An 18,033-nucleotide genomic window follows, 5' to 3' on the forward strand; every position below is an offset into this window, starting at 1 on the left:
CTGCTTAGCTCCCGATCCTAAAATCAAGTTGAACTTTAGTGGTGGCAACCACGGCTTGGCCATTTTCAAACTTAGGTGCGTAACGCCACTTTTCCATGGCCTTTATTGCTTCTCTTTCAAAGGCTGTTCCGCCTTTAGATTTAATTACTTCAATATTTTCAACAAAGCCTGCCTCACTCACATTAAACTGCATCTGAACGTAGCCACCTCTTCTTTGTTTTGCTTTATTTTCAGGGTATTTAGGGTTTTCTCGGTATAAAGGAGTTTGTTCTTGATCCTCTTTCCAAGGCACCATTTTAGCAATGGCGATACAGTGTTTAGTGGCTTCGTCACTTTGGCCTTCTTTCTCATAAAGGTAGACAAGTTTTGAGTGCGCAGAAAGCTCTGCTTGGTGATCAAAGCTGAGCTCTTTATCAAATACACTGACTACACGGTTTAGTCGCTCTATTGCTGTGCTGTAGCGCTTTTTCCCTTGTGCAAATGCCGCCACTAAGAAGTCTGCTTTTATGCGTTCAACTGAGTTTTCGGGTAAATTTTTGCTATAGTATTCATCTGCTTGCTCTAAATACTTGCGTGCTGTTAGGTATTTACTACCTCGGTAGTTATAAGCTAAGTCTTTTGCGGCGCTAAGTTTTAAGTCCGCTGCAAGTTTAGGTAACTCTTGCTTATCTAGTAACTCTATAGTTTGCTCGTATAAATCAGCAGCGCTATTTGCTGAAGGAGCGCTATTGGCCATGCCTGATAAAGAGTCAACAAGTTCTAAACTTTCTACACTATGATTGTTTAGTAAAATTTCATAAGCGCTGTTGAAGAGTTGGTAACGCTTAGCTTTTAATTCTTTATTGGTATTGGCTATTTCGTTAGCGTAATTAACAGCTAGATTTGCTGTGTTGTCTGATTGCAGGCCGTAAACTTTTTTACCCAATTTATAGGCTTGCTCAGCGAAAGGTAAAGCATCGTCCGTGGCTTGTTGTGCCGCTAAATAACCTTGGTAGGCTGATTTAAATTGCTCATTTAAATTGTCATCAGCTGATACGTAACCGCTATAAGCGAGGCTTAAGCACAGTATTAATGCAGGTGCTTTCATAATAATCCTTATTATTGTTAGAAATCTAAGACTATCAAATGGGTACGATATTGTCATTGAGTAATATGTTATAAAAGCAAAATTGGAGGAAATGTCTTTTGAAACTCGTATCTTGAGGTGGTTCGGGTATAATACTTGAATTGCAGGTAACAGCCTCAATATAGTTACCACTTATTGCGATGAACTTCATTAATGCTATTTTGTGATGGTCTTAGATTTACAGTATCACATTTGCAGTATCGCATTTACTTTATAAATTTGGATTTGTCGTGGCGCAAGTAAGAGCTAGAGTCCAACTAAACGTTGGCAAAAACAGTGATATACCCGCAGAAATTATTTCCTTTAGCGGCTTAAATGATGGTCAGGAGCATGTTGCTTTGGTATTTAACAGTGCCGATAGTAAACAGACTGTGCCGCTTATTCGCATGCACTCAGAGTGTTTAACCGGTGATGTATTTCATTCATCGCGCTGTGATTGTGGTGAGCAACTTAATGAGTGCATCGAAATGATGCATGAACAAGGCGGAATATTACTCTACCTTCGCCAAGAGGGGCGTGGTATTGGTTTGTATAATAAAATTGATGCTTACGTGCTGCAGTCGCAAGGTATGAACACCTATGAAGCAAATAACCATTTAGGTTTTGCTGATGATTTACGTGACTTTTCTGATGCTGTTTTAATGCTAGAGGCAATGGGCTTAACTCACGTTAAATTGATGACTAATAATCCGAAAAAGCTAAACGCTTTAAAAGATGCCGGCATTGAAGTTGATTCGGTAATTGGCACTCACGCTCATATTAAGGCGGGTGTTGCTGGTAATAAGTCTTACCTCGAAACTAAAATTAAACACGGTGCGCATATGTTAGATATAAAGAAGGTTAAAAAACCGTAGTTTTACAGTCTCGCCCCTGTAATCCCATTAAGCGCCGAGTTATACTCGGCGTGTTTTGTTGTTAATTTAAGAGCATCTATGTCAATCGAGTTACGAGTATTTAAAGCCGAAGCAGGGGTTAAGTGGTTTAAAGCCGGTTGGCTTATATTTAAAACCCAGCCACTCACATTCATTTTTATGCATTTATTTATTGGTGTGGTGGGTTTACTGTCGTTATTTTTGCCATTCCTACAAATTATAGCAGCCTTAGCAACTCCGTTTTTAACCGCTGGATTTTATCAAGCCGTGCTAACTAAACAGCAAGGCGGAAAAATTATGCTGGCAGATATCCTTAAGCCTTTCTCAGCGAAAGGTAACCGTATGGGCTTGCTGCGTTTAGCGCTTTATCAAATGGCAGCGGGCGTTTTAATGGCGTTGTTAGCAAATGGCTTGTTTGGTGAGGCGATGGCTATTATGAGTGACCCGAATGTTGATCCCAATATTGCATTACAACAAGTGATTGAGAGTATCTCGATGGCCAATTTAGTATTGTTTTTATTAGCTGTTTCGTTTTACCTAACGGCGTTCGCTTATGCAGTTCCACTGGTATACTTTAATCAACAAAAACGTATTTTTGAAGTACTAAAAGCTCATTACTGGTGTTTTATCATAATATGGCACCATTGAGTGTGTATGGCGCTATTTGTGCTGTATTTATGATTATATCTGCGTTTTTAACCTTCTTACCGCTGTTGGTTTTAATGCCAATTTGCTACATTAGTTTTTTTGTTTCATATCAGGCTATTTTTATGCCTGTTGTGCCACCGGCCGAGAACGCGCCTGCTGAGCCGCAAAATAACGACACTGGGCGTTTTGACGCTTAATGACGCAAATGGACGAAGCACTTAAAAAAAAGCTAAAAAATTATGTACTGTGGTTACTTGGTCGGCAAGAATATTCGCGCCGTGAGTTAACTAAAAAATTACAGCAAAAAGAGGCAACACCTGAATTTATCGATGATTTACTGAATTGGTGTGAAGAGCACAATTTTATCAATGAACAGCGGTATGTTGAAGGGTTTGTTCGCCGTCAAGTTGCTAAAAAGCATGGCCTAAAGCGTATACAAAGCGAAGCCATGGCAAAGGGAATTGATAGAGCCTTGCTCAGTACAATTGTTGAAACAATGGAAATAGACTGGTTTCAACTGGCGCAGGATGCGTATTTAAAAAAGTATTCAAATGCACAGAACGATTTCGACTACAAAGAAAAAGCCAAACGTACGCGCTATTTAATGTATCGAGGGTTCAGTTACGAACAAATAGATTTTGCAATGCAAGCACAGTAAAAAATGGGTGAGACTTTCAAATGCAGCACATGACTACCGCACAGATCAGGCAACAGTTTTTAGACTTTTTTGCCTCTAAACAACACCAAATTGTTCCATCAAGCTCGCTAATTCCGGGCAACGATGCGACGTTATTATTTAATAATGCCGGTATGGTGCAATTTAAAGATGTTTTCTTAGGCGCAGAAAGCCGCCCTTACAACCGTGCAACCAGCTCACAGCGTTGTGTGCGTGCCGGTGGTAAGCATAATGATTTAGAAAACGTAGGTTATACCGCGCGTCACCATACATTTTTTGAAATGTTAGGTAACTTTAGCTTTGGTGATTACTTCAAACAAGACGCAATAAAGTTTGCGTGGCAGTTCTTAACTGAAGTTGTGAAGCTTCCACAAGAAAAGCTACTCGTGACTATTTACCACACTGACGAAGAAGCGTTTGATTACTGGTCAAAAGATATCGGCTTACCAAGCGAACGTATTATCCGAATTGATACCGCGGATAACTTTTGGTCAATGGGTGATACTGGTCCGTGTGGTCCATGCTCTGAAATATTCTACGATCATGGTGAAGAAATCTGGGGGGGACCTCCAGGCTCATCTGAAGAAGATGGTGACCGTTTCATCGAGATTTGGAATTTGGTATTTATGCAATATAACCGTCAAAGCGACGGCACTATGGAACCATTACCAAAGCAGTCTGTTGATACCGGCATGGGACTTGAGCGTATTGCTGCTATCTTACAAGGCGTGCATTCAAACTACGAAATCGATTTATTCCAAGGTTTAATTAAAGCCGCTGCGGTAGTAACTAATGCGCAAGATATGGGTGACAAGTCATTACGTGTAGTGGCGGATCATATTCGTTCATGTGCCTTTTTAATTTCTGATGGTGTTATGCCTTCAAATGAAGGTCGTGGTTATGTACTGCGCCGTATTATTCGTCGTGCTGTTCGTCATGGTAATAAGCTAGGCGCACAAGGCGCATTTTTCTATAAATTAGTTGCCGCGCTAATTGAGCAAATGGGTCAAGCATATCCTGAGCTTGCTAAGCAGCAAGAAATTATCGAAAAAGTATTACGTATCGAAGAAGAGCAGTTTGGTAAAACGCTTGAGCGAGGCTTAGCTATTTTAGAAGATAGCTTAACTAACTTGAGCGGTGATGTGATCCCTGGTGAATTAGTATTTAAACTGTACGATACCTATGGTTTCCCAGCTGATTTAACCGCTGATGTTGCCCGCGAACGTTTTATGACGATTGATGAGCAAGGCTTTCAAGAGTGCATGGACGTACAGCGTAAAACTGCGCAGCAAGCAGGTAAGTTTGGTGCCGATTACAACCAGCAATTAAAATCTGATAAACACACTGACTTTAAAGGCTACGATGCGACTCATTATAGTGGCACTGTGATTGAAATGTTTGCTCAAGGTGAGTCTGTTTCTGTACTTGAAGATGGCGAGCAGGGCATTGTAGTACTTGACCGCACGCCATTTTATGCAGAATCAGGTGGCCAAATTGGCGATACCGGTAAACTTGTGGTTGCTGGTGGCGAGTTTAGCGTTACCAATACCACAAAATTAGGTAATGCATTTGCTCACCACGGTACTGTAATGGGCCGTATTGGTGTGAACGATAAGGTTGAAGCAACAATTGATGACGCACGTCGTGAGCGCGTTAAAAAGAACCACACAGCTACGCATATCTTGCATGAAGCACTGCGTCAATTACTGGGTGATCATGTATCGCAAAAAGGCTCTTTAGTTGACCCTGAGCGTTTGCGTTTTGATTTCTCGCATTTTGAAGCCGTAACAAAAGACGAGCTTCGCGAGATAGAGCGCGTAGTGAATGATGAAATTCGTCGTAACTTTGCCCTAAATACTGAGCTTATGGCCATTGAAGATGCTAAAGCAAAAGGTGCAATGGCCTTGTTTGGTGAAAAATACGATGACGAAGTTCGGGTAGTAACCATTGGTGATTACTCAATTGAACTATGTGGCGGTACTCATGTTAAGCGCGCTGGCGATATCGGTTTATTTAAAATTGTATCAGAGAGTGGTATTGCTGCAGGTGTTCGCCGAATTGAAGCCGTAACAGGCGCCGATGCAATTGCTTATGTGAGCGAGCAAGAACAACATTTAAATGATGTTGCCGCGCTTGTGAAAGGTGACAGCGCCTCAGTACTTGAAAAAGTAACGGCTTTACTTGAAAAGTCAAAAGGTCTTGAAAAGCAAATTGCACAGCTTAACGATAAACTAGCCAGTGCAGCTGGCGCATCACTACTAGACTCTGTGGTTGAGATTAACGGCGTTAAATTACTTGTTGCTAATGTTGAAGGGACTGAATCAAAAGCCTTACGTGGTATGGTTGATGATCTGAAAAACAAGATTGGCTCAGGCGTTATTGCGTTAGGTGTTGCAGATGGTGTTAAAGTAAGCCTTATTGCAGGTGTTACTAAAGACTTAACGGGTAAAGTTAAAGCTGGTGAGCTGGTAAATCACATGGCTTCACAAGTCGGTGGTAAAGGCGGCGGTCGTCCTGATATGGCGCAAGCCGGTGGTTCGCAACCTGAGAACTTAAGCACTGCACTTGATAGTGTAACGCCATGGTTAACTGAGCGCGTATAAGCTTAAGTGGCACTTATAGTTCAAAAGTTTGGCGGCACTTCGGTAGGCTCTATCGAGCGTATTGAAGCTGTCGCCGACCTTGTTGTTAAAAATAAGCAACAGGGACACCAAGTGGTAGTTGTACTCTCTGCAATGTCAGGGGAGACCAACCGCCTTATTAACCTTGCCAAACAAATTGATGCTCGCCCGAGCAGTCGTGAACTCGATGTATTATTAACCACCGGTGAGCAAGTTTCAGTTGCTTTGCTTGCGATGGCGATTATTAAGCGTGGCCATTCTGCGGTGAGTTTACTGGCCGACCAAGTAAATATTCAAACAGACAACATGTTTGGTAAAGCCCGAATTACAGATGTTGCCGCTACTCGTTTAAAGCAGGAACTAGAGCATAACCGGATTGCAATTATTGCTGGCTTTCAGGGGCGTGATATTGAAGGTAATATCACTACATTGGGTCGTGGCGGTACTGATACCTCAGCAGTTGAAATTGCCGGTGCCATTGGTGCAGACGAGTGCCAAATTTATACCGATGTAGATGGCGTATACACTACTGATCCGCGTATTGAGCCTAAAGCTCGGCGCATGAGTCATGTAACCTTTGAAGAAATGCTCGAAATGGCCAGTTTGGGTGCTAAAGTATTGCATATTCGCTGTGTTGAAGCGGCGGGAAAATATAATCTACCGCTTCGCGTATTATCTAGTTTTAACCCCGATCAAGGTACCTTGATAAGCTTTGAGCAAACCGACATGAAAAATAACGTAGTCTCCGGAATCGCATTTAATCGTGATGAAAGTTTAATTCAGGTCAAAAACGTGCCTGCTGGCACACAATATTTAGCTACTATTTTGAAACTTTTTGCAGATAATGGCATCGAAATAGATATGATTAATCAAGTTAATCATAAATTTGAAAAAATAGACTATGCTTTTACTGTGCACAGCAATGATTTTGAACAAGCGCTTGAAGTATTACAAAACAACCACCATATATTAAATAGTACCGAAGTTTCTGGTTGTCAGGCAGTGGCAAAAGTTTCAGCTGTTGGTGCAGGTATGAAATCACACTCTGGTGTGGCAAGTTTATTTTTTGATGCACTTGCTCAAGAAAATATTAAAGTGTTGTTGGTATCAACATCTGAGATAAAAATATCAGTTTTGATCGACGAAAAATATTTAGAGCTAGCTGTTCGTGCATTACACAGAGTTTTTTTAACAGAAAATGAATAGAAATAGAGTTTTTACTTACTTTTAAGATTTATTTTCTTTAAGATACGAACGCGGAATCTTTTAATTTATTGGAATATGGGAGCAAGAGAATGCTAATACTAACTCGTCGAGTAGGTGAAACCCTAATGATTGGTGACGAAGTAACAGTCACTGTACTAGGTGTTAAAGGAAATCAAGTACGTATTGGTGTAAATGCACCTAAAGACGTTTCGGTTCATCGTGAAGAGATTTACATGCGTATTCAAGCTGAAAAGTCTAACCCTAACCCGGGCAATGCTTAATCAACGAATCAATTGAATTGATATAAAAGAGCCGCTATTTAGCGGCTCTTTTTTGTATGTAGTTTATTGCCTCATCACTCAACACACTATTAGATATGTATTGCATCCCTTGCTTACTCTTAAGCAAAATACCACGAGGTGTAAAAATGACCTCATCGATTTGTTGCCATTTTATTTGATAGCTTTTATGTGGGTTTTCACTCGTAAAACCTTGCTCATCAATTATTAACTTTGCCTTTGACCCAGATGCACGACTGAACATTTGCCTTGTGACCCACCAAGGTCTACGGTAATAAAAAGCAACGCATTCAAGAACAGCAGCCATAATCATAAAGTTGCCTAGGTAGTGTTGCTCTAGCGCATAAATCGAAATTAACCCTAAGCTAATTAAAAGTACTAAAAAAGCATATTTAGGTTTGGCCTGCGCACTGTAAGGCAGTGACTCGTCGAAACATTCGTAGAAGTAGGGCTTATCAAGCGTGTAGCTGGTGGTAAATTGCATAATTTGGCTATTTATTTTATCAGTTGCCGTATTTTAACAAGACTAAATATAAAAAGCCGTTTCTTTTAGCTGTCATTATGAGATGGTTTAATAGCATTGCTTATTTAAAGGAGTATGTATGTTCATAACTGTAAGTATGACCTTAGTTTTATCTATTGGGGCTTTATCGAATAATGAGTTAATGACAACCCCTGCAATTAATACTGACTTTTTAGTTATTGCCGATATGCCATATACTCCAATAGATACTGCTAATTTACGTGAAGATGGAGTATTAGGTCAAAAATTAAAACGCACCCGCCATGGATTTTTAATGCATTTAGGCGATATCAAAGCTGGCTCGCAGCCGTGTACAGATGAGCTACTTGAGCGTAATAAGCAACTACTTCGAAACCTTACTGAGCAACCCTTTATTTATACCCCTGGGGATAATGAGTGGACAGATTGCGACCGTGCTACTCTAAGCCCGCGTTATGATGAACTCGAAAGGTTAGCATTTATTAAAACCTTAATGTACACACAAGAGTATCAACAACAGGCAGGGAAATTAACTGATTATAAAACACAAAAAAATATGCTGGAAAACGCACGTTGGCAGTTTGCTGGGGTTGAATTTAAAACCTTGCATATAGCTGGCACTCACAATGGTCGTAGGCAAATATTGATGACAGATAGGCACAAGGCTAATGAGGCAGCAGCGCAACGAGATAAATTAAACCTTGAATGGTTATCCGCTGCCAACCCTGATGCTAGAGGGTACGTTATTGGTTTTCAGGCAGATATTTATACGCATGGCACTGAGCAACCCGCTTGCAGTGAGTCAGTAGTTGATAATTGTGATGGTTTTAAAGTATACCGTGAAGCAATAGCCGACTTTGCGGAGTCGGTTAAAAAGCCGGTGCTGGTTATTCATGGTGATACAGGGCCTTATTGCCAGCAATCGATCAGTGAGCACTTAACACGCTTAAACGCACCCGGTGATTATATGGTAAGTGATATAACCCGAGTACGCATAACACCTAATGATGGACAGCTTCGCTGGCAAATAAGCAGCTTAAAAACCGGCAAACCATTAACGCGGGAATGCCGTTAAACTAAGGTTGATTGGGTATATTTAATCATCCGCCATTCCTGCATCTTTTATCAAGTTTTCAAGTTCATCTTGTAGCTCAAATAATTCAGGTTCGATATGGCTTAGTTCGCAATCACTTTTCAAAGCTGTTTCTAAAGCTTCAGCTAAATTTTTCAGTTTAGGAACACCTGTGTAACAACATGCACCATGGAATTTATGAATAATACTTAGCACATGTTCACAATCTTGACTTTGTATCGCCTCGTCTAGTAAACGTAAAGTCTCTGGTACGCTTAATAGCAACATATTTAGCATTTCAAGCGCAAGCTCATGTTTGCCACCAGCACGTTGCAGTGCTAATGACCAGTCAAGCGAACTGCTGTTGAACGGTGGTTCATAGTGGGATTGTTCTTGGCGGCTTTTATCGCGTTTAAGTGGTGACTTAGGGCTGTGATCACTAATGATCTGTTTTAGCATGTCTTCATCAATCGGCTTGGTTAAATAACCTTTAAAGCCATCTTTTATTAACTGCTCTTTTTCACCTGCTAGAGCATGTGCGGTTACGGCTATAATAGGTGTATCTTCGTTTAAAGATGATTCACGAATGAGTTTACATGCAGTAATACCATCCATAATCGGCATTTGAATGTCCATAAAAAATAATATCGTATTTATGGCTTTTACTTAGGCTATATGCTTGAGAACCATTATGAGCGGTATCAATCATTTCGATTTGTTCTTCAAGTAAAGTACAAATGAGTTTTAAATTGGCGTCGTTATCATCAACCACTAATACCTTCAGTGGCAGTAGCTTCTCATCATTTTCTTCAAGGTTGTGCACCGGGTGATCAAGGCGATATGGCGCGGCCAATACTTCACATAATTTACGGTGGTTTAACGGTTTACTTAAACACGCATCAGCGCCACTGCCAATATATGCTTCACGCATACTATGCGAGACGGTGTTGAGCATTAAATAAAGATAATCAGTGGAGTTGCGTGCAGCTTTTATGTAGCTTTTTAGTCGCTGCATTTCATCAACTGAAGCCACATGGCCAATAATACAAATGTCGTAGTTAAAGTCTTTATTAATTTCTTCTAAAAAGCACTCTTCACTAAAACAACCTGTAACTTGGGTATCCCATTCGTTTAATAATGATAATACGGCATGGTGGGTGTGCTCGTGTGGTTCAAGATATAAGATACGCTTATTGGCAAGCGATTTACTTGGCAAGTCACTGTTATAACCATGACTCGGTAAATTAAATACACCGTTAAAGGTAAAGCATGTGCCATGGCCCGGTGCAGAGTTTAACGTGATACGCCCACCCATCGCTTCAACGATGTGTTTGGTAATAATTAGGCCCAGTCCGGTGCCACCAAACTTACGGGTGATACTGGAGTCTGCTTGGCCGAATGGTGTAAACAAGGCGTCTTGTTTATCCATAGGAATTCCTACACCCGTATCTGTTATAGATACTAAAATAGAGGTGCGCTCTTCATCTAATAAGCGATGCCCTACGTCGACTTTAATAGCGCCTTTCTCAGTAAACTTAATCGCGTTACTGATGAGGTTAATAAGTACTTGTTTAAAACGAGTAGGATCACCAGTAATGTTGTCAGGCACCTGCGGGTTTATATAGATCGACAGCTCTAACTGTTTTTCATCAGCGCTTGGAGCTAGAAGTGTGAGCACTTCATTGATGTTATCTCGCAACTGAAACTGGATAGATTCAAGCTCCATAGCACCGGCTTCAAGTTTAGAAAAATCTAAAATATCACTGATAATGGTCATCAAACTATTGGCTGAAAGCTCAATGGTATCTAGGTAATCCTTTTTGGTGCTTATTCAGTGGCGTTTTATGTAGTTGACGAGTAAAACCAATAACACCATTGAGCGGAGTACGTAATTCATGACTCATTTTGGCTAAAAAGTCAGATTTCACTCGGTTCGCATCTTGCGCGTCTGTTTTTGCAATATTGAGCTGGATATTTTGTGTTTCGTACATTTCTAGCGATTCACGTAAGTCGCTGGTGGCTTGGTCGATGTGCTTTTGCATTTCGTCTTTTTGCATCACCATGGTATCTGAAATGGTATTTAAACCTTGGCGTAGTAGTTCAAACTCTCCCATCATTGGAGTATTCAGCCCAGTATCTCTTTTACCTTCAGTAAGCTTATCGGTTGCAAGTACTAACTTATTGAGTGGAGTCATGAACATTCTACTCAAACGTATTGCCAAAATAACCGCTAACAATAATGCAAAAATAATCACTATGCCGCTGACTAATAGCGCTTGTTGCTGGCCAATAATCGCTTGGTCTTTATTCAATTGAACAATCACTGTGCCTATGGATGTTTGAAATGCAGTATCATTCCAGTGTGCTTCTGGTGTTGAGTGATTTATGATTGGCGTGTAAAAAGTAATAAAGTCACTACTTTGCACCACTTTAGTTGTTTTATTAGTGCTCAGATGTTCGCTGAGCATAAGGTCGTCAAAATCACGATGATAATTGCTGGTCAGAACGAGCTGTGCATTTACATCAAAAATAGCGATAGTTTTTATGGCAGGAGAGTGCTTGTTATGAGTATGGCTGATCAGTCGATTGAGCTGTTGCTTATTTTTAACGAGTAAAGGCTGCTCAATTGCGATGGATAAAGGCTCGGAAATAGTTGTCCCTTGCTGATATAATATTTCATCAAGCTCAAAGTAACGATTTATTGTAAAATAACCGCCGAGTAATAATCCGATCAATACGGTGGGGATCAATGTGAGTGTTAAAACTGAGTCGCGCAAACCGAGTTTAGTCATAGAGTAAACGTTGTTATCATTTTTAGTTATCTAAGAGTATATACTTATAAGCGAGTAATCAATCTTGCCCGCTAAATCAATATGTAAGGTGTTGCCTGATGGCGCAGTTTTTTCAAGCTAAAAAAAAGACCCTATCAGGGCAAACAGTGCCATTGACCATCACAGGCATGGATCACCAAGGGCGAGGAATAGCCAAACACAAAAATAAAGTGTGTTTTGTCAGTGGTGCATTAAGTAACGAAGTTGTCAAAGCTCAGTTAACAGAAGATAAAGCGCGTTATAGCGTGGCAAAAACACTCAAAGTAGTACAAGCGAGTGATGCCAGAGTTGAGCCTTTTTGTGAGCATTATCATCAATGTGGAGGTTGTCAGTTACAGCACTTACGATTGGAACAACAGTTGGTTGAAAAACAAATTGCTGTGAGTCAGTTGTTTGCTAAATTTGCAAAATTAGACGATATGGCGTGGCAATCACCCTTATTAAGTGAGTCTAAGCATTACCGCCGTAGTGCTCGATTGGCCGTAATGTATGACAAAAGCGCTAAAAAAATGCGTGTAGGTTATAGGGCACAAGGTTCAAAGCACATAATCAGCATTAATAAATGCCCGGTGTTGAGCAGCGTTTTTGATGATGTTTTTAATCAATTTGATACGCTTTTAAATACCCATCATGAATTACGCAGTGTTAGCCACATTCAATTATGCCAAGCAGATGAGCAAAACTTTGTTATCTTGCGTCATACCAAAACCATAAGTGAATCGCTCAAGCAAACCCTTATTGAAATTGGTTTAGCACAACAATGGCAAGTTATTTTCCAAGGTGAAAGTCAGCTTATTGAACATGACCATTTACCAACACCGTTTTATCGCTTACCAACACAACAGTTAAAGTTTGAATTTGGCTTAGAAAATTTTATTCAAGTTAACGCCAAAGTTAATCAAACAATGTTAACCCAAGCTGTTGACTGGCTTAGCTTAAATGGGGACGAACAGGTGCTTGATCTGTTTTGCGGTATCGGTAACTTCTCTTTAGTGGTGGCTAAATGTGCAAAAAATGTGATTGGTGTCGAAGGAGTATCATCAGCGGTTGCAATGGCACGGCAAAATGCGCAAACTAACCAAATAGCGAATGCCCAATTTCATTGTTTTGATTTAACTCAAACAATTGAGCAGGCACCGTGGTTTAGTAAAGAGCTAGATGTTTTGTTGCTAGATCCTTCTCGTACCGGTGCATTAGCAATTTTAGAGCAACTGCCGCTTAAGCAATTTAAGACGATTTTATATGTATCTTGCGATCCTGTTACTTTAGCCCGTGACAGTGCAATTATTTCGCAGGCAGGATTTTCACTGCAAAAGATAGGGCTAATGAATATGTTTCCGCATACTGGGCATATTGAAACAATGGCGTTATTTCAACGGAGGTAGAGCGCAACATGGTAGCTACGAGACAGTCACACCAGCAAGAAAAGCCGGTAGATTTTAGCACCCGACTAGATTTGTTAGCAGTCGCACAAGAAAAACGTGAGCTATTAATTAAAGCAAATAGTTTATGTGCCGCATTACCTGATCAACAGCACCAAATTATGGCCATGGAGATGGTTGAAATTTTGGTGGAGATGAATCTTGATGCCGATACTTTGGCAACGGCTTATATTACGCCTTATTTTTTAGCTGATTTAGTCTCTATTGATACCGTAACTGAGGTGATGGGCGAGCATGTTGCAACATTACTAACCGGTGTAGCGCAAATGGCTACCATTAGTACATTAGCTCATCAAGGTAATGGCACTGTGCAAGTTGATAACATTCGTCGGATGTTATTAGCCATGGTTGAAGATGTTAGAGCTGTGGTTATCAAGCTTGCAGAGCAAGTATGCCATTTACGTGAACTAAAAAATGCCAGCGAAGAAGAGCGTGTTATTGCCGCTAAAGAGACGGCTGATATTTTTGCGCCGCTTGCAAACCGTTTAGGTATAGGGCAATTAAAGTGGGAGCTTGAAGACCTTTCTTTTCGTTACCTTCACCCGGATTTATATAAAAGTATTGCCAAACAATTAGATGATAAACGCCTTGGTCGTGAAGCGTATATGGCCGATATGGTTGAGCAAGTAAAAACCAAGCTTGAACAAGTGGGTATTCAAGCCGAGGTTTATGGCAGACCAAAGCATATTTACAGCATTTACAAAAAAATGGCGCAAAAGAACTACGAATTTGATCAACTTTTTTGATATTCGTGCGATGCGTATTGTGGTTGATGAATTGCAGGACTGCTACGGTGCACTAGGTATTGTGCATACTAATTGGCGTCATCTTAATAAAGAATTTGATGATTACGTGGCAACGCCAAAACAAAATGGCTATCAATCTATTCATACTGTGGTGTTTGGCCCTGAGGGTAAAACAGTTGAAATACAAATTCGTACCCACGCCATGCACCAAGATGCAGAGCTGGGTGTAGCTGCACACTGGATGTATAAAGAAGGCGCATTACCTGGACGTGGCTCAGGATATGAACAAAAGATCAGCTGGTTGCGTAAGTTACTTCAGTGGCAAGAAGAAGTGGTTGATGGCAGTGATTTAGCTGACGAACTTAAAAACCAAGTGGTCGAAGACCGCGTGTATGTATTTACCCCACGTGGCGATATTTTTGACCTGCCGCTAGGGGCAACGCCTCTAGATTTTGCCTATTACATTCATTCAAATGTTGGGCATCGCTGCATTGGTGCAAAGGTGTTTGGTAAAATAGTGCCGTTTACTCACCAGTTGAGCACGGGGGATCAGGTTGAAATTCTTACGCAAAAACAGCCAAATCCGAGCCGTGATTGGTTAAACCCATCTTTAGGTTATATTAAATCATCACGAGCGCGAGCGAAAATCCATCATTGGTTTAAACAACTTGATCGCGATAAAAACTTAAGTGCTGGTAAAGAGATTTTAGATAATGAATTGCAAAAACTTGAGCTGACATATAAAGATCTTGAACCTGCTATCGCGCGCTATAACTTTAAAGAGCTTGATGACTTACTCGTTGCTATTGGTGCGGGGGATGTGCGTTTAAACCAGTTACTTAACTTTATAACTGACCGTACAGATGATGAACCGGTAATTCGCTTTAAAAACCCAACTAAAATGAGCGGGGATAAAAACGGGATTGTGGTTGATGGCGTAGGCAGTTTAATGAGTCACGTTGCTAAGTGCTGTCGCCCAGTACCGGGTGAGCAGATTATCGGCTATATCACTCCAAGGTCGGGGTATCGCTGTTCACCGCGATGACTGTGATTCATTTAATAATTTAAAAAATAAACACCCAGAACGTGTCATAGCGGTAAGTTGGTCAGATGAAATAAATGGCTCATATGCACTAAGTATTAAAATAGAGGCAAGCGATAGGGCAGGCCTTATTCGTGATATCAGCTCAGTGCTTGCGAATGAAAAAGTAAATGTGTTGAATATGAATATGGAAACCCTTGAAGACAGGCAATTAGCTAAATTCACGATGCAAGTTGAAGTGCATGATTTATCAGGCACTAATCGCTTGTTATCAAAGCTGGATCAAATTGAAGGCGTTCACCAAGCTAAACGAGGTCAGTAGAGGGTTGTATGAGTAAGTCGGTCAGTGCATTACCAGAGTTATTAGCCATTATGGCTAAACTTCGCGATCCGCAAAACGGTTGCCCATGGGATTTGAAGCAAGACTTTAAATCCATCGTGCCGCATACACTCGAAGAGGCTTACGAAGTCGCTGATTGTATTGAGCGTGGCGATTTTACTGAGCTTAAAACTGAGCTCGGTGATTTACTGTTTCAAGTGATTTTTTATGCCCAGTTGGCCGCGGAGCAAAAACTCTTTGACTTTGAAGACGTAATAAGCGCATTAAATGATAAATTAGTGAGGCGCCACCCTCATGTTTTTGCAAGCAATAGTGAGTTGTCCGAGCAGCAGGTTGCACAGCAATGGCAAGCGATAAAAGCCCAAGAGCGGGCAACGAAAAATTTGGGTAATCCTCCCGCTTTATGGCAAGACATACCTGCAAACCTGCCAGGGCTTAGTAAAGCAAAAAAGATTCAACAACGGGTATCAGGGCTCGGTTTTGATTGGCCAAGTTATCACGGCGCACTTGAAAAAGTGGCTGAAGAAGTTGATGAAGTTAAAGAAGCATTAGGAGTTGATCCCTTTTCTGAACATAGTGCAGAAGAGGTCGGTGACCTGTTATTTGCTACTGTTAATGTGGCTCGACATATAAAACGAGACCCAGAACAATTACTTCGTAGTGCAAATGATAAGTTTTCGGCGCGGTTTGAAAAAGTTCAGGCGTATTTGCAAGCCAGAGGTCAATCGCTCGAAACGGCAACACTCGATGAAATGGACGCTGCGTGGGAGGCAATTAAAAAGCAGGCTTAAATAAGTAAATTATCGCGGTTGTTTTTTGTGCGCTCAATAGCTAATTTCTGCTGGATTGATAGTGAGCCTTTTGCTATAATTTCGCCCCGTCTTGAACATATTCCAAAATCACTTGTTTGGGTATTATATTCCTTTTAATTCCTGATATTCTAGGGTTCGCATGAGTACAAAATTTATCTTCGTTACCGGCGGGGTTGTTTCTTCGTTGGGTAAAGGTATTGCAGCAGCATCGTTGGCAGCTATTTTAGAGGCCCGTGGTTTAAATGTTACCATTTTAAAGCTGGATCCTTACATCAACGTTGACCCAGGCACAATGAGCCCAATTCAACACGGTGAAGTATTTGTCACCGAAGACGGTGCAGAAACAGACCTTGATTTAGGTCACTATGAGCGTTTCATTCGTACCAAAATGACAAGCCGTAACAACTTCACACAAGGCCGTGTATATGAAGATGTACTGCGTCGTGAGCGTCGTGGTGAGTACCTTGGTGCGACTATTCAGGTAATTCCACATATTACTAACGATATTAAGCAACGTGTTTATGACGGTGCTGAAGGTCATGATGTGGCAATCGTTGAAATTGGTGGAACGGTAGGTGATATCGAGTCACAACCGTTCTTAGAAGCAATTCGTCAGCTAGGTACAGAAATTGGCCGTGAGCGCGCATTGTTTATTCACTTAACGTTAGTGCCATTCTTAGGCCCTGCGGGCGAAGTGAAAACAAAACCAACGCAACACTCGGTTAAAGAGTTACGTTCGATTGGTATTCAACCAGACATTCTTATTTGTCGTTCTGATCGTAAACTACCAAATAACGAACGCGCAAAAATAGCACTTTTCACTAACGTTGAAGAGAAAGCTGTTATTTCGTTACCAGATGTAGACAGCATTTATAAAATTCCAGCTCTATTAAAATCTCAAGAGCTTGATCACTTTGTGTGCCGTCGTTTCCATTTAGAAGCGCCAGAGGCTGACTTAGTTGAATGGGAACAAGTGTTATACCAAGAGTCTAACCCTACGGGTGAAGTGACAATTGGTATGGTTGGTAAATACATTGAACTACCAGATGCATATAAATCAGTAAATGAAGCACTTAAACATGCAGGCCTTAAAAACCGTTTAACAGTTAACATTGAATACGTTGATTCTCAAGATCTTGAGAGCAAAGGCACTGAGTTACTGGCTCACCTTGATGCTATTTTAGTACCAGGTGGTTTTGGTAGTCGTGGTGTTGAAGGTAAAATTTTAGCGGCTAAATATGCTCGTGAAAATAAAGTACCTTACCTTGGTATTTGCTTAGGTATGCAAGTAGCTCTTATTGAGTATGCACGTAATGTTGCAGGTCTTGAAGATGCTAATTCGACTGAGTTTAACTTAAAATCGACTAATGCTGTTGTTGGTTTAATTACTGAATGGCAAGATGCCGAAGGTAATATTGAAGTACGTGATGAAGGTTCTGATTTAGGTGGCACTATGCGTTTAGGCGCTCAAAAATGTCATTTAACTCCTGGCTCAAAAGTGCATGAAGTATATGGTAGTGATGAAATCGTTGAACGTCATCGTCACCGTTACGAAGTAAACAACAACTTTGTTGCACAGCTTGAGCAAGCTGGTTTAAGCTTTACTGGTTTATCTGAAGACAAGAAACTAGTCGAAATTATTGAGAATAAAGATCACCCTTGGTTTATTGCCGCGCAATTCCATCCGGAATTCACGTCAACACCACGTGATGGTCACCCGCTATTTGAAGGGTTTGTTGCAGCTGCGCACACTCATCAAAAAGCGTCATCGTAATGTGAATAAGCCGTGCTCTATGCA

11 protein-coding genes and 3 pseudogenes are annotated in these 18,033 nt (G+C 40.9%); 11 read left to right on the forward strand and 3 right to left on the reverse strand.

Features of this window, described 5'->3' with window-relative positions:
• Positions 1 to 4: 4 nt before the first annotated feature.
• The gene (locus tag ACU8V8_RS02965) at positions 5 to 1,087 is read right to left on the reverse strand and encodes an energy transducer TonB (protein WP_446888792.1); all 1,083 of its coding nucleotides are present in this window, start codon (positions 1,085 to 1,087) and stop codon (positions 5 to 7) included.
• Positions 1,088 to 1,356: 269 nt separating this feature from the next.
• Here ACU8V8_RS02965 and ACU8V8_RS02970 point away from each other — a divergent pair, with 269 nt between their 5' ends.
• The 6 genes and pseudogenes from ACU8V8_RS02970 (at position 1,357) to csrA (ending at position 7,430) form a co-directional block, all read left to right on the forward strand.
• Positions 1,357 to 1,980: a GTP cyclohydrolase II gene (locus ACU8V8_RS02970; RefSeq protein ID WP_446888793.1), complete on the forward strand. Its 624-nt coding sequence runs from the start codon at positions 1,357 to 1,359 to the stop codon at positions 1,978 to 1,980.
• A gap of 78 nt (positions 1,981 to 2,058) precedes the next feature.
• A pseudogene (locus tag ACU8V8_RS02975) lies at positions 2,059 to 2,843 on the forward strand (BPSS1780 family membrane protein).
• 8 nt (positions 2,844 to 2,851) lie between these two features.
• Positions 2,852 to 3,304, forward strand: a complete 453-nt coding sequence (locus ACU8V8_RS02980; protein ID WP_446889570.1) for a regulatory protein RecX — start codon at positions 2,852 to 2,854, stop codon at positions 3,302 to 3,304.
• 20 nt (positions 3,305 to 3,324) lie between these two features.
• Positions 3,325 to 5,925 carry an alanine--tRNA ligase gene (alaS, locus tag ACU8V8_RS02985; RefSeq protein WP_446888794.1) on the forward strand — a complete coding sequence of 867 codons (2,601 nt, stop codon included), beginning with the start codon at positions 3,325 to 3,327 and terminating at the stop codon, positions 5,923 to 5,925.
• A 6-nt stretch (positions 5,926 to 5,931) separates the two neighbouring features.
• Complete coding sequence (locus ACU8V8_RS02990; RefSeq protein WP_446888795.1) at positions 5,932 to 7,149, forward strand: aspartate kinase; 1,218 nt, start codon at positions 5,932 to 5,934, stop codon at positions 7,147 to 7,149.
• Positions 7,150 to 7,238: 89 nt separating this feature from the next.
• On the forward strand, positions 7,239 to 7,430 hold the full coding sequence (gene csrA / locus ACU8V8_RS02995; RefSeq protein ID WP_004587515.1) for a carbon storage regulator CsrA: 192 nt from the start codon (positions 7,239 to 7,241) through the stop codon (positions 7,428 to 7,430).
• A gap of 34 nt (positions 7,431 to 7,464) precedes the next feature.
• On the opposite strand, the gene ACU8V8_RS03000 is transcribed toward csrA, so the two are convergent.
• A complete protein-coding gene (locus ACU8V8_RS03000) occupies positions 7,465 to 7,932 on the reverse strand; it encodes a YcxB family protein (protein ID WP_446888796.1) in 468 nt (155 codons plus the stop codon).
• A gap of 118 nt (positions 7,933 to 8,050) precedes the next feature.
• On the opposite strand from ACU8V8_RS03000, the gene ACU8V8_RS03005 reads away from it, so the two are divergent.
• Positions 8,051 to 9,025: a hypothetical protein gene (locus tag ACU8V8_RS03005; RefSeq protein ID WP_446888797.1), complete on the forward strand. Its 975-nt coding sequence runs from the start codon at positions 8,051 to 8,053 to the stop codon at positions 9,023 to 9,025.
• A gap of 21 nt (positions 9,026 to 9,046) precedes the next feature.
• Here ACU8V8_RS03005 and barA read toward each other — a convergent pair.
• Positions 9,047 to 11,814, reverse strand: a pseudogene (gene barA / locus ACU8V8_RS03010) (two-component sensor histidine kinase BarA).
• A gap of 98 nt (positions 11,815 to 11,912) precedes the next feature.
• Between barA and rlmD the strand changes: the two are divergent.
• The 4 genes and pseudogenes from rlmD (at position 11,913) to ACU8V8_RS03030 (ending at position 18,009) form a co-directional block, all read left to right on the forward strand.
• Complete coding sequence (gene rlmD, locus ACU8V8_RS03015) at positions 11,913 to 13,238, forward strand: 23S rRNA (uracil(1939)-C(5))-methyltransferase RlmD (protein ID WP_446888798.1); 1,326 nt, start codon at positions 11,913 to 11,915, stop codon at positions 13,236 to 13,238.
• 8 nt (positions 13,239 to 13,246) lie between these two features.
• Positions 13,247 to 15,405 (forward strand): annotated as a pseudogene (gene relA / locus ACU8V8_RS03020) (GTP diphosphokinase).
• Positions 15,406 to 15,413: 8 nt separating this feature from the next.
• On the forward strand, positions 15,414 to 16,214 hold the full coding sequence (gene mazG / locus ACU8V8_RS03025) for a nucleoside triphosphate pyrophosphohydrolase (protein ID WP_446888799.1): 801 nt from the start codon (positions 15,414 to 15,416) through the stop codon (positions 16,212 to 16,214).
• A gap of 160 nt (positions 16,215 to 16,374) precedes the next feature.
• Positions 16,375 to 18,009: a CTP synthase gene (locus tag ACU8V8_RS03030; RefSeq protein ID WP_446888800.1), complete on the forward strand. Its 1,635-nt coding sequence runs from the start codon at positions 16,375 to 16,377 to the stop codon at positions 18,007 to 18,009.
• The last annotated feature ends 24 nt before the right edge of the window (positions 18,010 to 18,033 follow it).

This window comes from Pseudoalteromonas sp. SaAl2 (assembly GCF_052947895.1).